This is a genomic window from Streptomyces sp. JNUCC 63 (assembly GCF_054366325.1).
In genome coordinates, this window is the sequence record NZ_CM135963.1 from 8,233,200 (window position 1) to 8,255,941 (window position 22,742).

Annotated in this window: 23 protein-coding genes and 1 pseudogene; 15 read left to right on the forward strand and 9 right to left on the reverse strand. The window is 70.1% G+C overall.

What is annotated here, in order from left to right:
* Nucleotides 1-84: 84 nt before the first annotated feature.
* Genes ACX25U_RS38360 through ACX25U_RS38370 form a run of 3 tightly spaced genes read right to left on the reverse strand, consistent with a single transcriptional unit; the run spans nucleotide 85 to nucleotide 2,383 of the window.
* Nucleotides 85-876: an enoyl-CoA hydratase/isomerase family protein gene (locus ACX25U_RS38360; RefSeq protein ID WP_454386935.1), complete on the reverse strand. Its 792-nt coding sequence runs from the start codon at nucleotides 874-876 to the stop codon at nucleotides 85-87.
* Between the two features lie 11 nt (nucleotides 877-887).
* Nucleotides 888-1,910 carry a phosphotransferase family protein gene (locus tag ACX25U_RS38365; protein WP_454386937.1) on the reverse strand — a complete coding sequence of 341 codons (1,023 nt, stop codon included), beginning with the start codon at nucleotides 1,908-1,910 and terminating at the stop codon, nucleotides 888-890.
* Nucleotides 1,907-2,383: a hypothetical protein gene (locus ACX25U_RS38370; RefSeq protein WP_454386939.1), complete on the reverse strand. Its 477-nt coding sequence runs from the start codon at nucleotides 2,381-2,383 to the stop codon at nucleotides 1,907-1,909. The genes ACX25U_RS38365 and ACX25U_RS38370 overlap by 4 nt, the downstream gene beginning before the upstream one ends.
* A 156-nt stretch (nucleotides 2,384-2,539) precedes the next feature.
* Here ACX25U_RS38370 and ACX25U_RS38375 point away from each other — a divergent pair, with 156 nt between their 5' ends.
* On the forward strand, nucleotides 2,540-3,268 hold the full coding sequence (locus ACX25U_RS38375) for a hypothetical protein (protein ID WP_454386941.1): 729 nt from the start codon (nucleotides 2,540-2,542) through the stop codon (nucleotides 3,266-3,268).
* Nucleotides 3,269-3,299: 31 nt separating this feature from the next.
* On the opposite strand, the gene ACX25U_RS38380 is transcribed toward ACX25U_RS38375, so the two are convergent.
* Complete coding sequence (locus ACX25U_RS38380; RefSeq protein WP_454386943.1) at nucleotides 3,300-3,752, reverse strand: nuclear transport factor 2 family protein; 453 nt, start codon at nucleotides 3,750-3,752, stop codon at nucleotides 3,300-3,302.
* 1 nt (nucleotide 3,753) lies between these two features.
* Entirely contained in the window at nucleotides 3,754-4,842 is a 1,089-nt protein-coding gene (locus ACX25U_RS38385; RefSeq protein ID WP_454386945.1) for an LLM class flavin-dependent oxidoreductase, read from the reverse strand.
* A 91-nt stretch (nucleotides 4,843-4,933) separates the two neighbouring features.
* Between ACX25U_RS38385 and ACX25U_RS38390 the strand changes: the two genes are divergently transcribed.
* From ACX25U_RS38390 to ACX25U_RS38445, 12 genes are all read left to right on the forward strand, one after another.
* On the forward strand, nucleotides 4,934-5,926 hold the full coding sequence (locus ACX25U_RS38390; RefSeq protein WP_454386947.1) for a DUF7064 domain-containing protein: 993 nt from the start codon (nucleotides 4,934-4,936) through the stop codon (nucleotides 5,924-5,926).
* Nucleotides 5,923-6,978 carry a quinone oxidoreductase family protein gene (locus tag ACX25U_RS38395; RefSeq protein WP_454386949.1) on the forward strand — a complete coding sequence of 352 codons (1,056 nt, stop codon included), beginning with the start codon at nucleotides 5,923-5,925 and terminating at the stop codon, nucleotides 6,976-6,978. Before ACX25U_RS38390 ends, ACX25U_RS38395 begins: the two co-directional genes overlap by 4 nt.
* A gap of 14 nt (nucleotides 6,979-6,992) precedes the next feature.
* Nucleotides 6,993-8,141: an acetyl-CoA C-acetyltransferase gene (locus ACX25U_RS38400; protein ID WP_454386951.1), complete on the forward strand. Its 1,149-nt coding sequence runs from the start codon at nucleotides 6,993-6,995 to the stop codon at nucleotides 8,139-8,141.
* A gap of 99 nt (nucleotides 8,142-8,240) precedes the next feature.
* The gene (locus ACX25U_RS38405; protein WP_454386953.1) at nucleotides 8,241-9,032 is read left to right on the forward strand and encodes an enoyl-CoA hydratase/isomerase family protein; all 792 of its coding nucleotides are present in this window, start codon (nucleotides 8,241-8,243) and stop codon (nucleotides 9,030-9,032) included.
* A gap of 47 nt (nucleotides 9,033-9,079) precedes the next feature.
* Complete coding sequence (locus tag ACX25U_RS38410; RefSeq protein ID WP_454386955.1) at nucleotides 9,080-9,856, forward strand: SDR family NAD(P)-dependent oxidoreductase; 777 nt, start codon at nucleotides 9,080-9,082, stop codon at nucleotides 9,854-9,856.
* 172 nt (nucleotides 9,857-10,028) lie between these two features.
* A complete protein-coding gene (locus ACX25U_RS38415) occupies nucleotides 10,029-11,063 on the forward strand; it encodes an ABC transporter substrate-binding protein (RefSeq protein ID WP_454386957.1) in 1,035 nt (344 codons plus the stop codon).
* 41 nt (nucleotides 11,064-11,104) lie between these two features.
* Nucleotides 11,105-12,790, forward strand: coding sequence for an FAD-dependent oxidoreductase (locus ACX25U_RS38420; protein ID WP_454386959.1), 1,686 nt, complete (start codon nucleotides 11,105-11,107; stop codon nucleotides 12,788-12,790).
* 112 nt (nucleotides 12,791-12,902) lie between these two features.
* Nucleotides 12,903-13,946, forward strand: a complete 1,044-nt coding sequence (locus ACX25U_RS38425; protein WP_454386961.1) for an ABC transporter substrate-binding protein — start codon at nucleotides 12,903-12,905, stop codon at nucleotides 13,944-13,946.
* A 217-nt stretch (nucleotides 13,947-14,163) separates the two neighbouring features.
* Nucleotides 14,164-15,039 carry an ABC transporter ATP-binding protein gene (locus tag ACX25U_RS38430; RefSeq protein WP_454386963.1) on the forward strand — a complete coding sequence of 292 codons (876 nt, stop codon included), beginning with the start codon at nucleotides 14,164-14,166 and terminating at the stop codon, nucleotides 15,037-15,039.
* A gap of 13 nt (nucleotides 15,040-15,052) precedes the next feature.
* Nucleotides 15,053-15,892: an ABC transporter permease gene (locus ACX25U_RS38435; protein WP_454386965.1), complete on the forward strand. Its 840-nt coding sequence runs from the start codon at nucleotides 15,053-15,055 to the stop codon at nucleotides 15,890-15,892.
* Nucleotides 15,885-17,084: an alpha-hydroxy acid oxidase gene (locus tag ACX25U_RS38440; RefSeq protein WP_454386967.1), complete on the forward strand. Its 1,200-nt coding sequence runs from the start codon at nucleotides 15,885-15,887 to the stop codon at nucleotides 17,082-17,084. The genes ACX25U_RS38435 and ACX25U_RS38440 overlap by 8 nt, the downstream gene beginning before the upstream one ends.
* Before the next feature lie 280 nt (nucleotides 17,085-17,364).
* On the forward strand, nucleotides 17,365-17,946 hold the full coding sequence (locus ACX25U_RS38445) for an SDR family NAD(P)-dependent oxidoreductase (protein ID WP_454386969.1): 582 nt from the start codon (nucleotides 17,365-17,367) through the stop codon (nucleotides 17,944-17,946).
* A 767-nt stretch (nucleotides 17,947-18,713) separates the two neighbouring features.
* Here the strand turns inward: ACX25U_RS38445 and ACX25U_RS38450 are convergent.
* Together ACX25U_RS38450 and ACX25U_RS38455 are read right to left on the reverse strand one after the other, a co-directional pair.
* Nucleotides 18,714-19,655: pseudogene (locus ACX25U_RS38450) on the reverse strand (IS110 family RNA-guided transposase); the annotation flags it as partial.
* A gap of 181 nt (nucleotides 19,656-19,836) precedes the next feature.
* A complete protein-coding gene (locus ACX25U_RS38455) occupies nucleotides 19,837-19,977 on the reverse strand; it encodes a hypothetical protein (RefSeq protein WP_454386971.1) in 141 nt (46 codons plus the stop codon).
* A gap of 72 nt (nucleotides 19,978-20,049) precedes the next feature.
* Between ACX25U_RS38455 and ACX25U_RS38460 the strand changes: the two genes are divergently transcribed.
* Together ACX25U_RS38460 and ACX25U_RS38465 are read left to right on the forward strand one after the other, a co-directional pair.
* A complete protein-coding gene (locus tag ACX25U_RS38460; RefSeq protein WP_454386973.1) occupies nucleotides 20,050-20,361 on the forward strand; it encodes a transposase in 312 nt (103 codons plus the stop codon).
* Complete coding sequence (locus tag ACX25U_RS38465; RefSeq protein WP_454386974.1) at nucleotides 20,358-20,561, forward strand: hypothetical protein; 204 nt, start codon at nucleotides 20,358-20,360, stop codon at nucleotides 20,559-20,561. The genes ACX25U_RS38460 and ACX25U_RS38465 overlap by 4 nt, the downstream gene beginning before the upstream one ends.
* Before the next feature lie 200 nt (nucleotides 20,562-20,761).
* On the opposite strand, the gene ACX25U_RS38470 is transcribed toward ACX25U_RS38465, so the two are convergent.
* On the reverse strand, nucleotides 20,762-21,424 hold the full coding sequence (locus ACX25U_RS38470) for a response regulator (protein WP_454386976.1): 663 nt from the start codon (nucleotides 21,422-21,424) through the stop codon (nucleotides 20,762-20,764).
* Entirely contained in the window at nucleotides 21,421-22,548 is a 1,128-nt protein-coding gene (locus tag ACX25U_RS38475) for a sensor histidine kinase (protein WP_454386978.1), read from the reverse strand. Before ACX25U_RS38475 ends, ACX25U_RS38470 begins: the two co-directional genes overlap by 4 nt.
* Nucleotides 22,549-22,742: the final 194 nt, after the last annotated feature.

The following is a 22,742-nucleotide window of genomic DNA, read 5'->3' on the forward strand; positions in this document are numbered from 1 at the left end:
ATGGGCCCGCCATACTGTCGCACAGGACGAGGGCGCGCCCCGGGACAGCTCCCGGGGCGCGCCCTTCGCGGTCTCGTCCGCGGATCAGTTGCCGCGGAACTCCGGCTTGCGGCGCTCCAGGAAGGCGCGGACGCCCTCGGTGAAGTCGTGTGTGCCCCACAGCTCGGTGACCAGCCGCTGTTCGAGGTCCAGCTGGTCCGCGAGGCCGAGCACCGTCGCCCGGTCGACCAGCTCGCGCACCCGCAGCAGCGCCAGCGGCGGGGTGCCCGTCAGGGTCCCGGCGAGCTGCCGGGCCGCCTCCAGGGCCGAGCCCTGCTCGGCCACCGACTCCGCCAGGCCGAGCGCCACCGCCTCATCGGCGCCGACCGGCCGGTTGCGCAGCAGGAGCCCGGCGGCCCGGGCGGAGCCGAGCATCCGGGTCAGGAAGTACGAGACCCCGCCGTCCGGGGAGGATCCGATCCCCATGTAGCCGGGGATCAGCCGGGCGCCCTTGCCGAGGACGCGCAGGTCCGCGGCGAGCGCGAGACCCATCCCGGCCCCGACCGCGGGCCCCTCGACCGCCGCGACCAGCGGGACCGGCAGGCCGCGCAGCCTCTTGAGCGAGGCGTGCAGGCCCTCCACCAGGGGGGTGAGGACGGGGGCGGGCTCCCCGGCCAGGGCCCGGTCGACCAGGGACAGGTCAGCACCCGCGCAGAAGGCCGGGCCGCGCCCGCTGAGCACCAGCACACGGGCGCCCTGCTCGACGAGGGAGGCCGCCGTCGTGCCGAGCGATGCGACCAGCTCGACCGTGAGCGCGTTCATCTGCTCCGGCCGGTTGAGCTCGATCGTGCCCACCCCGTCGGTGAGCGAGGTCTCCAGGGATTTCTCCAGTGACACAGGGGGGCTCCTCAGTAGCCGATGGTGCGCAGGCCGTGGTCCATGCAGTAGTAGGGCACGCCCATGCCGAGGCGGGCGAAGGTGGCGTCCCTGGTGCGGTCCGGGCCGAACTCGGCGAGCAGCGGGAAGGACGTGCAGACGTACTCCGCGTCGATGAAGACCGAGTAGTACTTGATCCGGTCCTCGTCGATCCGCAGGCCGCTGGCCTTCTCGTAGATCTCGAACATCTCCTCGCGCGGCAGCAGCGCGTCGGCGCCCCGCCACAGCGCCGAGGCCCAGTCCTTCATCGGGTCGCCCAGGTGGGCCTGCTCCCAGTCGGTGAGCGCGACCACCTCGTCGCCGCGGTAGATGAAGTTGCCGATGCCGACATCGCCCCACACCAGCGAGGTGCGTTGCACCTCGGTCGGGACGTTGCGCTTCAGCCACGAGAACAGCGCCTCGACCACGGGCATCGGCTCGGGGCCGGCGGCACGGTACGCCTCCTCGTAGTGCGCCAGCTCCAGCAGGGCGCAGTCCTCCGCGCGCTGCGGTACGGCCATGAAGTCGCCGAGCCCGGCCTTCGCCCAGTCGAGGGTGTGCACGGCGGCCAGCTTCTCGGCGAGGCCGGCGCCGATCTTGCGGCGCATCTCCTCGTTGTCCGGCTTGAACAGCCTCCCGGCGGATGCCGATCCCACGACGGTGCGGCGCACATAGAACGGGGCGCGGCCGATCAGCGCCTCGTCCGTCTCGTACCACAGCGCCTCCGCGACCGGGACCTGCGTCGGGGTCAGCGCGGCGAAGGTGCGGTACTCCCGCTCCAGGCTGACGGGGACGACCGACCCCTCCGGGTGGTCCACGCGGATCGTCAGGGCGTCGGTGAACGGCTCCCCGGCGCGCACGCCGGAGACATCGGCGAACCAGGTCTGGCGGGACATCCCGCCCACGTTGCGCTTGAGCGAGGTCACCTGGAGGGAGTCGGCGCCGAGCCGGTCCCGCAGGTAGGCGCCGACCAGGGCGCTGTCAAGCCCGCCTGCCGCGGGCGTCGGGGCGCTCATGACGCCACCGGCCCGAAGGACATGAACAGTGGGGTGACGAGCGGCTTGGTCCGGTCGACCTGCCGCCGTACCAGCTGGTGTACCTCGTCTCGCATCTCCCGCACCGCGGGGCTGTCGCCCTGGGCGTCGGCCTCGTCCAGCCAGCGCATCACCGCCACGACGGCGCCGCGCAGCCGCTCGTTCCCGGTGGTGGCGTCACCGAGGTCGTGGTGGTGGACGCTGCCGGCGGGCGAGGGCAGCAGCTCGGCCAGCTCCGCCCACCGGGGGCCGTCGGAGCCCTCGGTCCGGGCGCCGAGGGCGGCGGCCCGCCCGCCGATCGCGGCGAGGACGGCGGCCATGTCGGCGCTGTCCTCGCCGAGCGCGTCCAGCTCACCGGCGAGGCGGAGCTGGAGGTGCTGGATGACGAGGTCCATCGCCGTGCCGACGTAGCGCGCCCAGCGGTCCTCGACCTTGGGGAGGAGGGTCTCGTTCAAGGACAGACGGAGGCTGGCCAGCAGCTCATCCGGGGACGGTCGCATAGGGACCCCTTCGGGCTCGGGACGTACGACTGTTGAGAATCTAACGTGAAGCGTCAAGTTAATGCAAGTGATGTCTTGTGTGAGATGTAACGTCAATGGTCAAATGTGGCCATGGACAAGACTGTCTCGCACTTCCTGCCGCTGCCGACGGTGACGGCCGACGAGGCGGATCAGCACTACCTGCAGGTGCACACCCGCTTCGCCCGGCACTTCCTGCGGGAGATGGAGCAGGTCGTCAGCTACCACATCAACCGGGCCGTGGCCGAGTACGACCTCGTCGGCGGCTGGGCCCAGCGCCCGCACGCGTTCCGCTTCATCGTCATGCGCTTCCTGCCCGGCCGCGGCCTGGAGCTGCCGGAGCAGCTGCGCGAGCTGATCGTGCAGGACCACCGCAACTTCCTGTGCGACCTGCGCCCGTTCCGGGTGCGCGAGGAGGTCGTGCTCGACCGGCTGAACGGCCAGACGGCGCTGGAGAAGTACGTCTTCGAGCTGGACCGCCCGGACGGTGCCGACCCGGAAGAGGCATCCGCCCACCTGCGCGAGCGGATGGCGGTGCTCGCCGAGGAGGCGTCCCGCGCCTTCGGTATCCGGCAGATCCTGGTGGACCACGTGGAGTCCGAAGGGGCGACGGAGCCCGTCGACGAACCCGGGCAGCGGACCCTGCCCGGCACGCTTCCGGCGACCTCGCGCCAGGCGTTCGTGGAACTGTACTTCGACCAGCGGGAATGGGCCGAGGACTGGTTCGCCCGGCCAGCCGTCCGCGGCGTCCTCCAGGACCGCTACTGGCAGCCTATCCGCGGCTACCGGGTGAAGGAGCTGTGCGGGCTCGACCGCCGCTGAGGACTGAGGACGGCCGAGCCGCGCAGCGCCGTCACACCGCGCGCGGCAGCGGCTCGTAGAGCGTCGCCCGGCCGTCCTCGGGGACGGTGCCCCGCTCGGCCGCGATGCGCAGCTTGCGCTCCTGGACCAGCCAGACGCCGCCGACCCGGACGAACCGGTCGTGGTACTGGCCCCAGACGTGCACCTCGGACTCGTCCGCGCGGCGCACGTGGTAGGCGTACAGCGCGGTCCGGGACCGCGCGGTGTCCCCGCTCGGGTCCACATCGACCGCGATGTTGCCGACGTGGTGGCTCGTCGCCCGGTAGGCCTCCACCCGGCTGAACAGAGTGCGCAGTTCGTCCGGGCCGCGGAAGACCCGGCCGAAGCCGAAGTCGTAGGCGCCGTCCCGGGCGAACAGGGCGAGCACGCCGTCCACGTCGTAGCGATCGATCCGGTCGCAGTAGTCGGCCAGCGATCGAGTGATCGCCTGCTCCGGAGTCGTCATCTCAGACTCCGCCCGCCGCGGCCAGAGCGCCGAGGTCGAGCAGCGGCTCGAAGGAGTCGAGCAGGGCGTGCCGGGCGCTCGACGTGCTGCTCCCGGCCTCGTAGCGCATCCCGCTCACGTTGACGAACAGCAACTCGTCCACGCTTTCCCCGTACTGGGCGATCCTGGCCAGGCACTCGTCAGGGGTGCCCGCGATGACCAGTTGCTCGACCACCTCGTCGGTCACGGCGCGGCGGGCCGCGTCGAGGTCGCCCGCGCGGACGAAGCGGTCCACGTCGTCGGCGACCCGCTCATGGCCCTGCTGGCGCAGCAGGGAGTCGTAGTGGGGGTGCGGCTTGCCCGCGTACAGGTTGACCACGGCCGCCCTTGCCGCGTCGCGGGCCCGCTCCGGATCCTCGTCCACGGCGACGAGCGACGCCATCATCACGCCGAAGTCCTCGCGTCCAGCGGCCCGGCGACAGGTGGCGGCGATCCCGGCGGTGAACTCGGCCGACTGGACGGTTCCGAGCGCGACACCGTCGGCGACCTCGGCCGCCAGGCGGGTCATCCGGGGCGAGGTGGCGGCCAGGTAGAGCGGGATCGACGGGCGGAGCGGGTCGACCTGGCAGGTCCAGCCGGCCATCCGGTGGATCTCGCCCTCGTAGTCCAGGCGCTGGCCCCGCCTGGCGCGGGTGACCAGCCGCAGCAGTTCCACGTACTCCCGCATCTTGCGCAGCGGCCGTTCGACGGGCACGCCCTGGTAACTCTCGTTCGTCACGCGGTTGCCGCTGCCGACCCCGAGCAGCAGGCGGCCCCCGGACACCTCGTCCAGGTCGACCGCGCTCATACCTGCGATCATGGGGGTGCGGGCATGCGCGTTGAGAACGTAGGGACCAAGGGTGATCCGCTCGGTCCTGGCGGCCATCGCGGCCAGCGGGACGAAGCCGGAGCGCCACGCCTCGGCCATGTAGACGCCGTGGAATCCGGCGGTCTCGGCGCGCGCGGCGAGGTCTGCCATGTCGGGGACGGTCATCCCTCCGCCGCCCGCCAGCATCAGGCCGATCCGTACGCGGTCCGAGCCCTCCGGACGATCGCTGCCAGTCGTCTGCACGGTCTCTCCCCCCTGGAAATATGACGCGTTACGTTAAAAAAGTTCTCCTTGAGTATTGCATAACATCTAACGTGAAGGGTCAAATAGGAGCATGGCCATCACACCGATCCTCGCCGAAGACGAGTACATGCACGAGCCGACCGACCACCCGCAGTTCAACGAGTCGGCCTATTACAACTTCGTGGACGGTGAGTCCGGCTTCGCCGTCCTGATCCGCATGGGCAACCGCGTCAACGAAGGACACGCTGAAGTCACCGTCCTGCTCTACCTCCCGGGCGGGAAGGCGGCGATCCGCTTTGACCGCGCGGAGATCAGCAGTAACGACAAGTTCGAGGCCGCGGGCCTGAAGTTCGAGGTCGTCGAGCCGCTGCGGAAGATCAAGGTCACCTTCGACGGCACGTCCCACCTGCTGAACAAGGGCACCGACCTGGCCGACCCGAAGAAGGCCTTCACCACCAGCCCGGTGGTCCCGATCAAGCTGGAGCTGCACTACGACAACGTCGTCCCGGTCTACGGGCTCGGCGGCGGCTCGGGCATCCAGGGCGCCGAGGACAGCATCGCGGTCGGCCACTACCAGGGCCCCTGCACGGTGCGGGGTTGGGTCGAGGTGGACGGCGAGCGCCGCGACATCAACGGACTCGGCTTCCGCGACCACTCCTGGGGGCCGCGCAAGTGGCAGGGCCCGCACTACTGGCGCTGGATCTCCTGCATGGTCGACGAGCGGAACGGCTTTGTCGCCTGGAGCCAGAAGATCGGCGACACCCAGTCGCCCGGCAACGGCATGGTGCTGCGCGACGGTGTCCTTGAGCTGGTCAACGAGGTGACCGTCAAGAGCGAGTACGGCGACGCCCCCTACTACCCGACGGCGATGCGGGTCTCGATGACCACGGAGTCGGGGGAGCAGGTCGAGGCGAGCGGCAGCGTGTTCCACAACGTGCCGCTGCGCAACCGCCGCGACGGCGAGGTGGCCCGGCTCGCCGAGGTCATCATGAAGATCGACTACCAGGGCGCGACCGGCTACGGCATCTGCGAGTACCACGACCGCATGGTCGACGGCATCCCCGCGGGGATGAACGAGGTATGAGCGCCGCAAGCCGGGAGATCGGCCCGGACGGCGCCACCCGGCCGTCCGGGCCTGGCATGAAGGGTCTGCGCTTCCCCTTGCACGGCGGTCCGGAGGTCCTGAGCTGGGACGATGTACCGGTTCCCGTACCGGGGCCGGGCGAGCTGCTGGTCGAGGTGCGTGCCTTCGCGATCAACTGGGCGGACCTGCTGGAGCGGGCCGGAAAGTACCCGGGCGCTCCCGAGCCGCCCTATGTCACCGGCCACGACCTTACCGGAGTGGTGGTCGGCGCCGGTCCGTACACCGAAGGGCCGCCGCCGGGCACCCGGGTCTTCGGGGTGATCCCGCGCGGCGGCGCCGCGGCGCAGTACATCGCCGCGCCCGCCGAGCAGTTCTACCCCGTGCCCGACACGCTGGACGACGCCCAAGCCGCGGGCGCCGCCGGCCCGTACCTCACCGCGGACGCGGCGATCATGACGCTCGGGCGGCTGGAGAAGGGCGAGGACGTCCTGGTCCAGGCCGCGGCAGGCGCCTACGGCTCGGCCTGCGTCCAGCTGTGCCGGGCCTACGGGGCGGGCCGCATCATCGCCACCGCGGGCTCCGACGAGAAGCTGGAGCGGGTCCGGGAGTGGGGTGCCGACGTCGTCGTCAACTACACCGAGGCCGACTTCGCCGAGGTGGTCCGGGACGTCACCGGCGGGCGCGGAGTGCCGCTGGTGCTGGAGTCGGTCGGCGGGGACGTGCTCGGCCGCAGTCTGGAGTGCGTCTCGCCCGGCGGGCGCCTGGTCAGCGTCGGCGCCAGCAGCGGGCGTGGCAGCAGGCGATTCCGCCTGCACACGCTGTTCGAGCTGGGCATCTCGGTGTCCGGCTTCACGCTCGGCAACTGGCTGCGCAGCAACCCCGAGCTGGTCCGTCCCTCCGTGGCCCGCGTCCTCGACCTGTTCGAGAACCGCGGTGTCGCACCGGTGGTCGCGCGGGTCTTCCCCGCGTCCGAGATCGCCGCAGCGCATGAGTTCCTAGCCGGCCGCCACTCCGTCGGCCGCACGGTCGTCACCGTGAACCCCACCTTCTGAGAGTGAGAAGATCCGTGGCCGAGGCCTACATCGTCAGTGCTGTCCGTACCCCCGTGGGGCGCCGGAAGGGCAGCCTCTCCGGTGTCCACCCCGCCGACCTCGCCGGGCACGCCCTCAAGGCCGCCGTCGAGCGGGCCGGTGTGGACGCCGGTGAAATCGAGGACGTCATCCTGGGCTGCGTCGACCAGATCGGCGCCCAGTCCACGAACATCGCCCGTACCGCTTGGCTGTCCGCCGGACTGCCGGAGCACGTCCCCGGCACGACCGTCGACCGCCAGTGCGGCTCGGCGCAGCAGGCCGTGCACTTCGCCGCCCAGGGCGTCATGTCCGGCACCCAGGACCTGGTGGTCGCCGGAGGCGTCGAGGTGATGAGCCTCGTCCCGATCTCCAGCCCGGCGATCATCGGCGAGCAGCAGGGGCTCGGCGCCCCGTACAACAGCCCCGGCTGGACCGCCCGCTACGGCACGCAGGAGGTGTCGCAGTTCCGCGGCGCCGAGCTGATCGCCGAGAAGTGGGGGATCACCCGCGAGGCGATGGAGGAGTTCGCGCTTCTCAGCCACCAGCGGGCGATCTCCGCGCAGGCGGCAGGCGCCTTCGACGAGGAGATCGTCTCCTTCGGTGACCTGTCGGTGGACGAGGGCCCCCGCCCGGACACCTCGTTGGAGAAGATGGCGGGCCTGAAGACCCTGACCGAGGGCGGCCGGATCACCGCCGCCGTTTCCAGCCAGATCTCCGACGGCGCCGCGGCGCTCGTCATCGCCTCCGAGGCCGCGGTCGAGCGCCACGGCCTGACCCCGCTCGCGCGGGTGCACACGATGACCGTGACCGGCGCCGACCCGGTCCTGATGCTGACCGCGCCCATCCCGGCGACCCAGCAGGCGCTGAAGAAGGCCGGCCTGTCGATCGGCGACATTGACCAGTACGAGATCAACGAGGCGTTCGCGCCCGTCGTGCTGGCCTGGCTGCAGGAGCTGGGCATCGACCCGGCGAAGACCAACCCGCTCGGAGGGGCGATCGCGCTCGGCCACCCGCTCGGTGCGACCGGCGCCCGGCTGATGACCACGCTGGTGCACAACCTGCGCCGCACCGGAGGGCGTTACGGCCTCCAGACGATGTGCGAGGGCGGCGGCATGGCCAACGCCACCATCGTCGAAGCACTCTGACCCGGCCGGTCGGGGCGGCGTGCGGGACGGCAGACTTGCGCGCTATACTTAACGTTGGACGTAAAACAAGCAATCAGACTCGCCGAGGAGCGAACAGATATGGCTGACATGGAGCGCATCGACAAGGAGACGCTGTACGTCGAGAAGTACCCGGCGGAGCGCTACGCGGTGGTCACCCTGCACCGGCCCGACGTTCTCAACGCCGGCAGTCCCACGCTCTTCGGTGAACTGGCGGAGACCATCGCGTCGTTCGAGGACGAGGACGACGTCTGCGCCGTCGTCCTGACCGGCGGCAACAGCAAGGCCTTCTCCGCGGGCGCCGACCTCGGCGGGATGACCTTCGACAGCATGGGCAACTGCCGCAAGTTCATCCGCCTCGCCCACGCGCCCTTCGAGGCCATCGAGCGCCTCGGCAAGGTCGTCATCGGCGCGGTCAACGGCTACGCCTTCGGCTTCGGCACCGAGATCGCGCTCGCCTGCGATCTGGTCATCGCCTCGGACAAGGCCCGCTTCGGCCTGCGCGAGATGAACCACGGCCTGGTGCCCGCGGTCACCATCACCCGCGGCATCGACATGATCGGCCGCCGCCGGGTGGCGTGGATGGCGTACACCTCCGACGACCTGAGCGCCGAAGAGGCCCGCGAGTACGGCTTCGTCAACAAGGTCGTCGCCCACGAGTCACTGGTGGAGGAATACACCGCGCTGGCCACCCGCATGGCCAAGCGCGCCCCGCTCGCCGTCGCGGCCACCAAGTGGACGCTGAACAAGGCCGCGGGCGGCCACTACCGCGAGGGCGAGAACCTCATGCCCGCGATCTTCGCGTCGGACGACGTCGCCGAGGGCCGCAAGGCGTTCGAGGAGCGCCGCTCCCCGGTGTTCCGCGGCGAGTGACCGCCAACCAGGCAAGCACCCCCACTCCGAGAGGATTAGAGGCACACATGAGCGTGTTGGACCAGTTCAGGCTCGACGGCAAGGTCGCGATCGTCACCGGCGCGTCCTCCGGCCTCGGTGTCGGCTTCGCCGAGGCGCTGGCCGACGCCGGTGCGGATGTGGTGCTCGGCGCCCGCCGGGTCGAGCGCTTGGAAGAGGTCAGGGACAAGATCCAGGCGACCGGCCGCCGCTGCATCGCGGTGCCGACCGACGTCTCCAAGGTCGAGGACTGCGACGCCCTGGTCGCCGCGGCCGTCGAGCAGCTGGGCGACGTGCAGATCCTGGTGAACAACGCCGGGGTCGGCCACGCCGCCCCGGCGCACAAGGAGGACCCGGCGGACTTCAACCGGGTCATCGGCATCAACCTGACCGGCGCCTACTACATGGCCCAGGCGTTCGGCCGCGCGTGCATCAAGGCCAAACACGGCGGTTCGGTCGTCAACGTCTCCTCCGCGCTGGGCATCAGCGGCGGGGACATCCCCCAGGTCGCCTACTCCTCGTCCAAGGCCGGGATGAACGGTATGACCCGCGACCTGGCCATGCAGTGGTCGGCCAGGTACGGCATCCGGGTCAACTCACTTGCCCCGAGCTTCTTCGCCTCCGAGCTGACCGGCCCCCTCCTGGAGACCGAGATCGGTACCAGCAAGGTGCTGGCCCGTACCCCGCTCGGCCGGGTCGGAGAGACGCACGAGCTGTACGGTGCGCTGCTGCTCCTCGCGTCGGACGCGGGCTCGTACATCACCGGTATCACGCTGCCGGTGGACGGAGGGTGGAGCCTCCACTAGCCCCACCCCCCACCGAAGAGAACAACGGTCGGGCAGGCCCTCTTCGAGGGCCTGCCCGACCGGCGTTTCCGGGCGGTTTCCGCCACGTTAAGCATTGTTATCTCTCGTTCAACGTGAAATGCTGAGCCTGTCGTGACGTGGATCACGCGGAGCTCGAACGCGGAGGATCGCCATGCGCAGAAGGTTGCAGTCCCGCATCGCTCTCGCCGGGGTCGGCCTGCTGGTCGCCACTGTTGCCGCCTGCGGCGGTGGCGACGACGCCGCACAGACGGCGTCGGCCGGGGACGGGGACGTGGAGACCGTGAAGGTGATGATGTACCCCGCCCAGGCATACCGGCTTCCGGTGCTGGTCGGGCAGGAGCGGGGGCTGTTCGAGAAGCACGGTCTCAAGCTGGAGATCACCGAGCAGCCGACCAACCTGCAGGGTATGCAGGGCCTGGATGCCACCAAGTCGGACATCGGTCAGATGTCGGTCGCCACACTGGCCCAGAGCTACCAGGCCGGGAACAAGGGCGCCTACTTCTGCGGCGGTCTCGACGTCATCCAGACCACGCTGATGGCCGCCCCGGACTCCAAGCTCCCGTCCACCGACGACGGCGCCTCCTGGCAGGAGGCGCTCAAGGCCCTGGACGGCAAGAAGATCGGCATCCAGACCCCGGTCGGCTCGGGGGTCCAGTTGCTCTTCGCCGCCGCCCTCAAAGAGGCCGGGGTCACGGATGTGACCTATGTGAACATCGGTACGTCCCCCAGCGCGGTCGTCGCCGCCCTCGGCAACGGCAGTGTCGACGCGGCGCAGATCTCCCCCACGGGCACGCAGTTCATGCTGGACGCGGGCTCCGGCAAGCCGCTGGTCTACCTGCCGGATGGGCCCGATGCGTACAAGGAGCTCTACGGCAGCGGCTGGACCGGAACCCGGAAGTTTCTTCAGGAGCGGCCCGAGGCGGCCAAGGCGTTCTGCGACGTGATGGGCGAGGCCCTGAAGTTCATCCAGGATCCCGCCAACACCGAGGCCAGCGCGTCGATCCTGGCCAAGGACACCGGGGTGACCCCCGAGGTCTCCAAGCTCGTCGTGGAGCAGACCTACGACGACCACTCGACCGAGCTCGACAAGGCCAGGCTCGACAAGACGTTCGACACCTATATCGACCTCGGCATCCTCAAGGCCGAACCCGAGCCGTCCTTCGACACCCTCGTGGTCGTTCCGTAAGCCCTCACCGCCACTCCGCCAAGGAACAGGAGACTTTCAGCATGCCCGCAACCCCTGACAGCAGGAACGTCATCGTCGTCGGCGCGGGGCTCTCCGGTATCGCGACCGCCATCGGCGCGGCCCTGCGCGGCTGTTCGGTCACCGTCTTCGAATCGGCCGACCTGGTCGGCGGGGCCGCGGCCTACTCGGGCGGCCAGGTCTGGGTCGGTGACAACCACGTCGCCCGGCGCGAGGGCATCGAGAACGACAGCCGCGAGCTGACCGAGCGGTACGTACGCGATATCGCGCACGCCGTGCCGGAAGCGCTCGATCCGCGCGCCATGGACCACTGGCTGACGCTGGCACCGGAGGCGATTCGCTACTGGGAGGACATCGGCGCGATCCGCTGGACGGTGATCCCGGGTTTGGCCGACTACCACGCCGAGGCGGACGGCGCGCTCGGCGCCGGGCGGTACCTGACCAACGAGGTCATCGACGGTCGGGTGCTCGGCGACTGGCGGCAGCGGATGCGGGTGAGCCCGTACTTCCCCGTCGGGACCACCTACGCCGAGATGTTCGTCGAGGGCCGCAGGGTGCGGGGCGACGACAGCGGTGACGGCGGTGCGCGCAAGGAGGAGGCGCAGGGGTTCGGCCTCACCCGTGCGCCGGCGGAGCCCACCGCCGGGCAGGCGGACGAGAACAAGCCCGACCCCCTCACCTTCGGCACCGGAGTGTTCGCGAGCTTCCTGGCCAGGGCGCTCAAGGAGGAGTGCATCGAGATCCTCACCTCCCATCCGGTCACCGAACTCCTCCGCGACGACGAGGGCCGTGTCATCGGCGTACGGGCGCAGGGCGAGCAGGGCCCGGTCGAGCGCCGCGGACCCGTGGTGCTGGCCACGAGCAGCTACGACTGGAACCCCGACCTGGTCCGCGAACTGCTCGGGCTCGGCCCGGACGACTTCGGGAGCATCGCGCCGCAGAGCCTGCGGGGGGACGGGATCGCGCTCGCCCGTGCCGTCGGCGGTGCGGTGGCCAAGATCCCGGCGACCAGCGTGCCGATGCTGCCCGGTTGGGAGTCCGCGCCCGGTGCCGGATTCGCCTACGGTCCGGAGTTCGCCAAGCCGCACGCGATCATCGTTGACCGGACCGGCCGCCGCTTCTGCAACGACTCGTACTGGGTCGACATCGTCGCCAAGGCGCTGGACCCGGACGACCCGCACCTGCCGTTCTTCCTCATTTGGGACGAGCAGCACCACCGCAAGTACGGCCTGGGCGCCGTCCGGCCGGGCGGCGCATACCCCGAGGGCACGGTGACCTCCGCGCCGACGCTGCGCGAGCTGGGCGAGGCCCTGGGCATCGACGGTGAGCAGCTGGAGAAGACGACGGCCTCGTTCAACGAGCACGCTGAGCGCGGCGAGGACCCGGACTTCGACCGAGGGTCCCTGGACTACGTCCTCCGCTTCTACGGCGACGCCGCCCACCACCCCAACCCCGTCCTGGGTCCTGTGTCCGAGCCGCCCTTCCACGGGCTGCGGCTGCGCTTCCTGGGGACCGGGATCGGGTCGAGCGGGGTGCACATCGACGAGTCCGGCCATGTGCTGGACGAGCAGGGGAACGCCGTGCCCGGGCTGCACGCGGTGGGCTCGGTCGCCGCGCTCACCGCCACGGGCACCGGGTACAACAGCGGGTTCGCGCTGAGCCGCGGTCTGACGTTGGCCTACACGGTGGCCCAGGAGCTGGGCGGCTGATCCGCCGCGGGCGACATCCGGGGGCGTTCCGATCGTTGTTATCTGCCGTTGAACGTGAAATGCTGCCTTACCGTCGCCAGCCGTCGGCGGGGGCACCGAGTGGAGGTTCGCAGTGCGCAGAAAGTTCCGATCCCGCATAGCTCTCGCGTCGGCGGGTCTGCTCGCGGCCGTCACCGTCGCCGCGTGCGGTGACGACAGCGGCGGCGGTACGAAGGCGTCGTCCGAGGGCGGTGGCGAGGAGACCGTCCGCGTGATGATGTACCCGGCCCAGTCCTACCGGCTCCCGGTGAAGATCGCCGAGCAGGAGGGCTACTTCAAGGACCGCGGTATCAAGCTCGACGTCACCGAACAGCCGGCCAACCTGCAGGGCATGCAGGGCCTGGAGGCTACGAAGTCCGATGTCGGGATCGTGACGGTCGGCACGCTCGGCCAGGGCTGGCAGGCCGGCTCCAAGGGAGCCTTCTTCTGCGGCGGCATCAACGTCCTCCAAACCACCCTGATGGCGCCCAAGGGCTCCAAGCTCCCCTCCACGAAGGAGGGCGCCAGCTGGCAGGAGGTGCTGAAGTCCCTCGAGGGCAAGAAGGTCGGCATCCAGACCCCCGTCGGCTCGGGTCTCCAGCTGATCTTCGCCGCCGCACTGAAGGAGGCCGGTGTCAAGAACGTCACCTATGTGAACCTCGGCGGCGGGAGCAGCGCCGCGATCGCGTCGCTCGGCAACGGCAGCGTCGACGTGGCCCAGGTTAACCCGACCGGCAAGCAGTTCATCGAGAACGCCGGGTCCGGCAAGGAACTGATCTACATGCCGGAGGGTCCGTCGGCCTACAGGGACTACTACGGCAGCGCCTGGGTGGCGCCCACCAGGTTCCTGACGGAGCGGCCCAAGGTCGCCAAGGCCTTCTGCGACGCCATCGACGAGGCGCTGACGTACATCAAGGACCCGGCGAACGCCAAGGCCAGCGAGGACATGCTGGTGAAGGACGCGGGTGTGACGCCGCCGGTGGCCAAGCTCACCGTCGAGCAGACCTACGGCGACTTCAACACCAAGATGAACAAGGCCAGGCTCGAGACGACGTTCGACGCCTACGTCAAGCTCGGCATCCTCAAGGCCCAGCCCGACCCCACGTGGGATTCCCTGGTGGTCGAGCCCAAGGGCTGACCAATGCATATGTGGTATAGGGCCTCGGCCCGGGGCGGCTGCGAACGCCGCCCCGGGCCCGGCCGTGCCGCGACCGGTGCCACGAGTGAGGGGCGGAGGCGGCGGACCGGATGACTTTACTTGTAATCTTGCGTTCAACGTGAGATTTTCTACTTTGACCCCGCGCCGAACCCCAACCGGTGTGACGTTTGCAGACGAGACTGAACGGAGGTCGACCATGACGGTCGAATCCACCGCCGGAACCGGAGCATCACCGCTGATTTCGTTCAAGGACGTCAACCAGGTGTTCCGGCTCCAGGGACAGCGGGCCGCAGCCGGCTCGGACGGCAAGGCCAAGGAGCTTGTGGCCCTCAAGGACGTCAACGTCGAGATCGAGGCCGGCCAGTTCGTCGCCCTCGTCGGAGCCAGCGGCTGCGGCAAGACGACGATGCTGAACATGCTCGCCGGCCTTGTCCAGCCCACGCACGGCGAGGTCAGTCTCGCGGGTCAGGCGCCCCAGCTGCCCAACATGGACATCGGCTACATGTTCGCCCGGGACGCCCTGTTGCCGTGGCGCAGCGCCCGCAAGAACGTCGAGCTGCCGCTGGAGACCCGCGGCTGGGACCGCACCAGGCGCCAGGAGCGCGCCCGCGACATGCTCGACCTCGTCGGGCTCAAGGGCCGCGAGTCCCAGTACCGGCTGCAGCTCTCGCAGGGCATGCGGCAGCGCGTCGCGCTGGCGCGCACGCTGGCCGCCGACCCGTCGATCCTGCTCATGGACGAGCCGTTCGCTGCGCTCGACGCCCGTACCAAGCTGACCCTGCAGGCGGAGTTCCTGCGGATCTGGGAGCAGCACCAGGGCAGCGACAAGCGCAAGACGGTCATCTTCGTCACCCACGACCTCACCGAGGCCGTGCTGCTGGCCGACCGGGTGATCGTGATGCTGCCGAACCCCGGCCGCGTCGCCGAGGACCGCGTCATCGACCTTCCCCGTCCGCGGGCCGAGGACCTGGGCGAGATCCAGTTCACCGATGAGTTCAAGCGCACCACCCATGACCTGTTCGAGCGGCTCGAGGGCGCCATCGGCGACCGGGCCTCGCGGGTTGCGAGCTGAAGGGGCGGGAACCGTGACCACGACCACCGAGAGGCCGACCGCGGTGAGCACCCGCCCGGCCGAGAAGGAGAAGACAGCCAAGCGCTCCGGGCCGCTCCAGTCGAAGGCGTTCATCTACGCCGCCCGGGTGGCGCTCCTCGTCGGCTTCCTGGTCCTGTGGGAGACCGCGTCCAGCAAGGGTTGGGTCGACGAGAACCTCTTCGGGCGCCCCAACGGCGTCTGGGACGCGATGGTGGACTACCTGCCGTCCGAGAAGGCCCTGACATCGCTGAAGGACACGGGCACCGCGGTCGCCGTCTCCTTTGTGATCGGTTCGGTGACGGGTACGGTCGCCGGACTCGTCCTCGGCCTCAGCCCCACGCTGAACGCGATCGTCGGTCCGTTCCTCGCGCCGATCAACAGCATCCCGCGTATCGCGCTCGCCCCCCTGTTCATCGCCTGGTTCGGACTGACCCTCACCGCCAAGGTGGTCCTCGCGGTCAGCATCGTCTTCTTCATCCTCGCCGAGAACGCCCGCTCCGCGGTGCGGTCGGTGGACGCCGACCTGATGATGATGGCGCGCGTGGTCGGGCTGAAGCGGTCCACGCTGCTGCTCAAGGTCGTGCTGCCGTCGGCCGTGCCGACCATGATGGCCGGGCTGCGGCTGACCTTCACCTACGCCCTGCTGGGTGTCGTGGCCTCGGAGATGGTCGCCGCGACGGGCGGCCTCGGCCAGGACATCGTGCTGTACTCGTCCTCGTACCAGATCAACACGGTCTTCGCGATCCTCGTCGAGCTGATGGTCGTCGCGATCGTCATGAACTGGCTGTTCACCTTGTTCGAGCGGTGGCTCCTGAGGTGGCAGCATGCCTGACGGCGAGGGTGCGGCGGAGATGACCAAGGGATTCCGGTTCCGGCTCGCCGGACGCACGGCACCGCTGACCGTCGAGGACTGGCGGAAAAGGGCGCGCAGCCGGGTCCCCGGCATGGTGTGGGCCTATATCGAGAACGGCGCCGACGACGAGCGGACGCTGCGCGAGAACCGGGAGGCCTACCAGGAGTGGTACCTCAACCAGCGGGTGCTCACCAAGACCTCGGGTGTCGACCTCCGGGTGAAGATCGCGGGCACCTCGCTGGACCTCCCGGTCCTCCTGGCGCCCACCGGCCTGGCGGGCGCGGCGCACTGGCACGGTGACCTGGGGGCGGCCCGGGCGGCCGAGCGGGCCGGTACGCGGCTGGTGCTCAGCAGCGCGTCGGCGTACTCGATCGAGGAAGTGGCGCGGGGGACCGCCGAGAACCACTGGTTCCAGCTGTACCCGTGGCGCGACCGCGCCCTGATCGCGTCGCTGATGGACCGGGCCAGGGACAGCGGCTTCACCGCCCTGTGTGTCACGGTCGACGTGCCCGTGTACGGCAACCGGCTGCGCGAGCGGCGCACTGGGATGGACCTGCCGCCGACGCTCACCCCGGCCCGGGTGCTGAACGCGGCGACCCGGCCGCGGTGGTCATACGGGTATCTGCGGCATCGGCGCACCACGTTGCGCAACCTCGTGGCCGACGAGAGCCGCCAGGGCGGCTTCGAGTCCGTCGAGGTCCAGTCGGACAACCTCACCGCGGACATCGGCTGGGCGGACCTGGAGTGGATCCGGTCGCGCTGGGAGGGCCCGCTGCTCGTCAAGGGGGTCATGCACCCCGACGACGCCGAGCGGGTTGTGGACATCGGCGCGGACGGCGTCGTCGTCTCCAACCACGGAGGCCGCCAGCTGAACGCCGTCCAGCCCACGCTGCGGGCGCTGCCCGCGATCGCCGAGCGGGTCGGGGACCGGGCCGAGGTGCTGCTGGACGGCGGCATCAGGTCCGGCTCCGATGTCATCATCGCCCTCGCCCTGGGCGCGGACGCCTGCCTGGTGGGCCGCCCCCTGGTCTACGGGCTGGCCGGGGGAGGCACTGAGGGAGTCGCCGACGTGCTGCGGATCCTCAAGGAGGAGATGGTCCGCGACATGACGATGATGGGGACGGCCTCAGTCGGCGAGCTGAGCCGGTCTAACCTGCTGCCCCGGCACTGAGGGCTGCGCGACCGCTCCTGCCTCGCGAACGCGGCCGGGGGCCCGGGCGAACCCGTGTTGAACGTGGAAAGCGACGACACCTACGCGGAAGGACGCAGCATGCGCAGGCTCGACGGGCGGACAACGGTCATCACAGGAGGCGCGCAGGGGCAGGGGGAGGTCGAGGTCCGGCGGTTCGTCGAGGCCGGCGCCCATGTCCTGATCGCCGACGTGCTCCAGGACAAGGGCCGGGAACTCGCCCGGGAGCTGGGGGAGCGGGCGCGCTTCGTCCGGCTGGACGGTGGGCTCCGAGGAGGACTGGGCGTCCGCGATCGAGGGCCTGGACCCCGGATGGCCGCCGCTGCGGGTCCTCGTCAACAACGCCGGGGTGCACTGGCAGCGGGGCATCGAGTCCGAGACACCCGGCGACTTCGCCAGGATGCTGCAGGTGAACCTGGTCGGCGCGCTCCTCGGGACGCAGGCGGTCATTGAGCCGATGCGCGCTGCCGGCGGCGGTTCGATCGTGAACGTCTGCTCGGTGCTGGCGCTCGTCGGCGGGTGCGGCGCCAGCGCGTACAGCGCGTCGAAGTGGGGGCTGCGGGGGCTCGCCAAGAGCGCGGCGCTCGAACTGGGCCGGTACGGGATCCGGGTGAACGCGATCCATCCCGGATACATCGACTCGCCGATGCTGCACGCGGTGGCCGGGCCCGACAGGAGCGACGACTACTACGACTTCCTGGCCCTGCGGCGGATCGGTACTCCCGTCGAGGTCGCCGATCTCGCGGTGTTCCTGGCGAGCGACGACAGCACCTACATGACTGGCGGGGACTTCGCGGTCGACGGCGGGATGACCGCGGGCGGCGGCCCGCGCACGCAGCTCTGATCCGGGGGGTCTCCCCGCCTCCCTCGCGGCCCTGTGGGGCTCGTGAAGTCTTTGCTGCTGGTCAGCACCCGCCTTCGAGCCCCACAGGCCTGGCTGACCTCGATTCTTCTGTGGCGTGACGGCCTCGCCGTGGGCGGCTGTCTGCCCGTTATGTCCCGGGCGGGCGCGGGCGTTCCGGCGTACGGCCTCGGCCTGCGAAGATCAAGGCGGCAGCTGTCATGTCTCGGCCTGATTCGCCTCGGACGGCTGGCTGGGGGGATCTCGGGGAGGGGATCACATGGAATCGAGCGCTGCACGATCTGATCCGTCACGGCGTCGCCTCGCCCTGTACGCCGCCGGCTGGTTCCTCTTTGCCCTCTTTATGCTGGGCGGTTCTGTGGCGTGGGGTGCGCTCGACTGGGCCGCCGCTCTGGGCACAGGCGCGGCAACTGGCACACTGCAGATCGATCGGTGTGGGACGAGATCTGGTTCGAGGGGTACGCCGAAGCGGGTCTGCCTGGGTGTCTTCCGCTCGGAGACAGGTGAGCTTGATGAGCATGCAGACGTGCCATCCCAGAGCCAGGCCGGCAACTCCATCCCCGTGACACGAACGCTCCTCGGGGAGTATGTACAGCGGGATGGGAGTACCACAGCAGGAGCAGCATTCCGGACACTGGTCTTCGCGACTGTGGGTGCCGGGGGCGGTGTGGCTGGTGGACGCTACGTACGTCGCTGCTTCAAGTGATCCGCAACGTGTGATCGCGGTTGGCGGAGTCTTAATGGCCGGGTCAAGCTGTTGTGGCGGTGTGTGTCCTTGCCGGTGGGGTGGTGGTGAAGGGGCGGTTGTCGCGTAGCAGGGCCCAGAGGACGTCGACGCGGCGGCGGGCGAGGGCGATGACAGTGGGGATGTGTTTGTGGCCCTCGGCTCGTTTCTTGAGGTAGTAGGTGCGGTTGGGGCCGTCGCGGATGATGCTGGTCTGCGCGGAGAGGTAGAACACTCTGCGCAGGCGGCGGCTGTAGCGCTGGGGCCGGTGCAGGTTGCCGGTGCGGCGTCCGGAGTCTCTGGCGACGGGGACCAGGCCGGGGTCGGGATAGGTGGCCAGGTCGCCCGCGGCGACGAGGAACTCGGCTCCCAGGATCGGGCCGATGCCGGGCAGCGACTCGATGACGGCGGCCTGCGGATGGGTGCGGAAGGCATCGCTGATCTGCCAGCCGAGTTGCTTGAGTCGTTCGTCCAGGGCCAGCACCTGCGCGGCGAGGTCTGCGGTGATGCCGGCGGCGGTTTCCTGGCTGGGCAGTTGGATGTGCTGGGCGTGCGCGGCCGTGAGGGCGGTGGCGGCGACCGTTTCGGGGTGGCGCACGCCTCGGGCGGCGAGCCAGCGGGTCAGGCGGGCCTGGCCGCAGCGGCGCAGGGCGGCGGGGGTCTGGTAGCCGGTGAGCAGGACGAGGGCGCCTTTGTGGTCGGCGTGGTCGAAGGCGGCTTCCAGGGCGGGGCTGATGCCGGTGAGCACGTCGTGCAGACGGTTGGGCAGGCGGACCCGGTCGGCGATCAGATCGGATCGGTGGGTGGTGAGCAAGGCCAGGTCGGTGGCCAGGTCTGTGGGGACGTCGAGGGGAGCGAAGCTTTGTCGCAGGCGGGCGGTGTCGGCGATGACGTAGGCGTCGCGGGCGTCGGTCTTGGCCTCGCCCCGGTAGGCGCCGGACATGCGGTTGACCGCTCCCGGCGGCAACTGCCCCTGGACAGCACCAAACCGCCCGCTCCAGCCAACGTCACCGACCTCCAGGCCCAGCGAATCCGGCGACAACCCCTCCTCGGCGGCCTGATCAACCAGTACCAGAGAACCGCCTGACCGAACGGCCTCGCCGCAGCTCACAGCACCGAATCGTATTTTCGAGCGACACAGGAATCGGTCAGGCCCCCTGATGCGTCAAAGCGTGCCGGTCCAGCGTCGCGAGGACGGTGTTGACCGCGATCACGACGGCGAAGATCGTGGCCCACCCGTGTCGGCCGATGCCGTACAGGGCAGCCACTGCGGCGCCGAACACCAGCACTGAGCTGACCCCGGTTTCGTGGAGTCCCTGAAGCCAGGCTTATGATCCTGGCTCGAAGGAGAACCACGAGCAGTGCCAGCACCACGTAAATACCCGGACGAGCTCCGCGAGCGGGCCGTCCGCGAGGTCCGCACCACCGGCCGCCCGGTCGCGCATGTCGCCCGGGACCTCGGCATCCACAAAGAAGCCCTGCGGGGATGGGTCCGCCAGGCCGAAGCCGACGCCGGTGACCGAGACGACCGGCTCACCACCGCCGAACGCGAGGAGCTGAAGCAACTCCGCAAAGAAGTCGCGGAGTTGAAGCGGGCGAACGAGATCCTGAAAGCCGCCAGCGTGTTTTTTGCCCAGGAGATCGACCGTCCCCGGACGAGGCCGAGCAAGTGATCGACCACCTGCGCCAGAAGGGCCTCGGGGTCGATCCCGTCTGCCGGGTGCTGGAGCTGTCGCCGTCGACGTACTTCGCCCGCAAGAAGCGGCCGAAGTCGGCCCGCCGGCTCCGCGACGAGCAGCTCATGCCGCTGATCGAACGGGTCTACGCCGAATCCGGCGGCACCTATGGCGTGATTTCCGGCGCATCGCGCTAGACATGGACAAGCGGCTCGACCTGATACCTCTGGCCATTCCCTGCCCCCGGGAGGCCGCAGACGATGCGGCACGGGCCGCGCGATCCGCCCCGTGAGTGTCAGGGGCTCCCGAAGGCACGGCGAAGCACAGCTTGTGAAGCTTGCGAGGGCGTTCAGAAAGAGGATCATCGGCGGGCAGGCCAGGACCCGGGCCGTGGATGTCAGGAGTTGCGTGGGGTTACCAGGCCGGATTCGTAGGCGAGGACCACGAGCTGAGCGCGGTCACGGGCTTGGAGCTTGGCCATGGCCCGGTTGATGTGGGTTTTCGCGGTCAGCGGGCTGATCACCATGCGGTCGGCGATCTGGTCGTTGGACAGGCCCTGCGCGACAAGGACAACAGCCTCGCGTTCGCGGGTGGTCAGCTCTTCCAGCCCCGTCTCGGTGCCGGTGGGGAGCGGCTGGGTGACGTACCGGTTGATCAGCCTGCGGGTGATCGAGGGTGCCAGCAGGGCATCGCCGCGAGCGGCGACGCGTACGGCGTGCAGGAAGTCTTCCGGCACGATGTCCTTGACGAGGAATCCGGCAGCGCCGGCGCGCAGCGCGTCGAAGACGTATTCGTCCAAGCCGTAGTTGGTCAGGATGACGACGTGCACCCTGGCCAGGACCGGGTCCGCGGCGATGCGCCGGGTCGCCTCGATGCCGTCGATGACCGGCATCTGGATGTCGATGAGAGCGACGTCGGGCAGGTGTTCCCTGGCCAGAGCCAGGCCCTTCTTCCCGTCGGTGGCCTCGGCCACCACCTCGATGTCGTCTTCGAGGTCGAGGAGCGCGCGGAATCCGCTGCGAATGAGCGGCTGGTCGTCGACCAGCAGGACACGGATCATGACGCCTGATCCACGGGGAGTTCGGCCTGGATGGTGAAGCCGCCCTCGCCGCGCGGTTCCGCGCGCAGCCGGCCGCCGAGGGCGGTGACGCGTTCGCGCATGCCGAGCAGCCCGAGGCCGGGTACCGGGGCGGTGGCCGGCGCGGCCTTGCCGTCGTCGTCGATGCGGATCGCGAGGGCGTCCGGACGGCAGTCGATCCGGACCGACGCCGTGGCCGCGTCCGCGTGCCGGGCGACGTTGGTGAGCGACTCCTGAACGATCCGGTAGACGGTCCGGTCCACCGCGGCCGGCACGTCGTGTCGCTGTCCCTCGATCGTCAGCGTCACGTCCAGGCCGAACATACGGGCCCACTCCACCAGTTCCGGGACATCGTCGAGCCCGCGCGGCGGGGCCGTGTCGTCGTCGCGCAACGCCTCCAGCGTCGCGCGCAACTCCCGGCTTGCCTCGCGCCCGGCCGCCTGGATCGCCAGCAGGGAAGGCGGCACCTCCTCGCCCCGCCTGCGGGCCACGTGCACGGCGACCTCCGCCTGCACCTTGATGACCGAGATCTGGTGGGTGAGCGAGTCGTGCAGTTCCCGAGCGATACGGAGCCGTTCCTCGTCGGCGCGGCGCCGCGCGGTCTCCTCCCGGGTGCGCTCGGCCTCGTCCGCCCGCCGCTCGGCCTGCCGCAGCGCCTCTCCTGCGGCGCCGGCCGCGATCAGCCAGGCGATTTCGAGGGCGCCTCGGGCCTGCGCGAACGCCTCGCCCGTGTCGTGCAGTCCCGAGGCCAGGGCCGCGAGCGGGAGCAAGGTCAGCATGACCACGCTCGCCGCCACCGTGACGGTGCGGTGTCCCGCCCGTACGGCCGCGTACACCGCGAACAGGTACGCGACAGCGGGCACGTCGAAACCGGCCGCCTGGTACCCCACCGCGCACAGCCCGGTGACGGCCAGGACGGCAACCGGAACCCGGCGGCGTGCGCCCAGCGCCAGCCCGCCGATCGTCAGCAGCGCGTACCCGAGCAAGGCGAGGCCCGTGGCGGAACGCTGCCCGGACAGCCCTGTGACCAGCAGCGCCGCCACCACGCCGACAGCGATGCCCCAATCTCCGAACCGGGCCCGAACACCGGACTCGCCTGCACTCATGCGCGCACCCTAGCTGGCTGCCGCCGCGGGCGGGTCCCCCTCGTGAACGAGCGGCCGGCTACCGCACACGCAGTACCTTCGCGCCTCCTGCGGCGTCCGTGGTAGCCGGATGCGGCATCGGCGGCAGTGCGAAGTGTCTGCGTCCGCCGGACGACCGTGGGTGGGGCCGGCAGACATGCTCAGGTGACGCCCAG

Excerpts from the sequence above, each read along its gene's own strand:
- ACX25U_RS38430 (WP_454386963.1), top strand. The coding sequence starts at position 14,164 with ATGACGGTCGAATCCACCGCCGGAACCGGAGCATCACCGCTGATTTCG.
- ACX25U_RS38390 (WP_454386947.1), top strand. The coding sequence starts at position 4,934 with ATGGCCATCACACCGATCCTCGCCGAAGACGAGTACATGCACGAGCCG.
- ACX25U_RS38440 (WP_454386967.1), top strand. The coding sequence starts at position 15,885 with ATGCCTGACGGCGAGGGTGCGGCGGAGATGACCAAGGGATTCCGGTTC.
- ACX25U_RS38415 (WP_454386957.1), top strand. The coding sequence starts at position 10,029 with ATGCGCAGAAGGTTGCAGTCCCGCATCGCTCTCGCCGGGGTCGGCCTG.
- ACX25U_RS38380 (WP_454386943.1), bottom strand. The coding sequence starts at position 3,752 with ATGACGACTCCGGAGCAGGCGATCACTCGATCGCTGGCCGACTACTGC.
- ACX25U_RS38470 (WP_454386976.1), bottom strand. The coding sequence starts at position 21,424 with ATGATCCGTGTCCTGCTGGTCGACGACCAGCCGCTCATTCGCAGCGGA.
- ACX25U_RS38375 (WP_454386941.1), top strand. The coding sequence starts at position 2,540 with ATGGACAAGACTGTCTCGCACTTCCTGCCGCTGCCGACGGTGACGGCC.
- ACX25U_RS38405 (WP_454386953.1), top strand. The coding sequence starts at position 8,241 with ATGGCTGACATGGAGCGCATCGACAAGGAGACGCTGTACGTCGAGAAG.
- ACX25U_RS38420 (WP_454386959.1), top strand. The coding sequence starts at position 11,105 with ATGCCCGCAACCCCTGACAGCAGGAACGTCATCGTCGTCGGCGCGGGG.
- ACX25U_RS38410 (WP_454386955.1), top strand. The coding sequence starts at position 9,080 with ATGAGCGTGTTGGACCAGTTCAGGCTCGACGGCAAGGTCGCGATCGTC.
- ACX25U_RS38395 (WP_454386949.1), top strand. The coding sequence starts at position 5,923 with ATGAGCGCCGCAAGCCGGGAGATCGGCCCGGACGGCGCCACCCGGCCG.
- ACX25U_RS38475 (WP_454386978.1), bottom strand. The coding sequence starts at position 22,548 with ATGAGTGCAGGCGAGTCCGGTGTTCGGGCCCGGTTCGGAGATTGGGGC.
- ACX25U_RS38365 (WP_454386937.1), bottom strand. The coding sequence starts at position 1,910 with ATGAGCGCCCCGACGCCCGCGGCAGGCGGGCTTGACAGCGCCCTGGTC.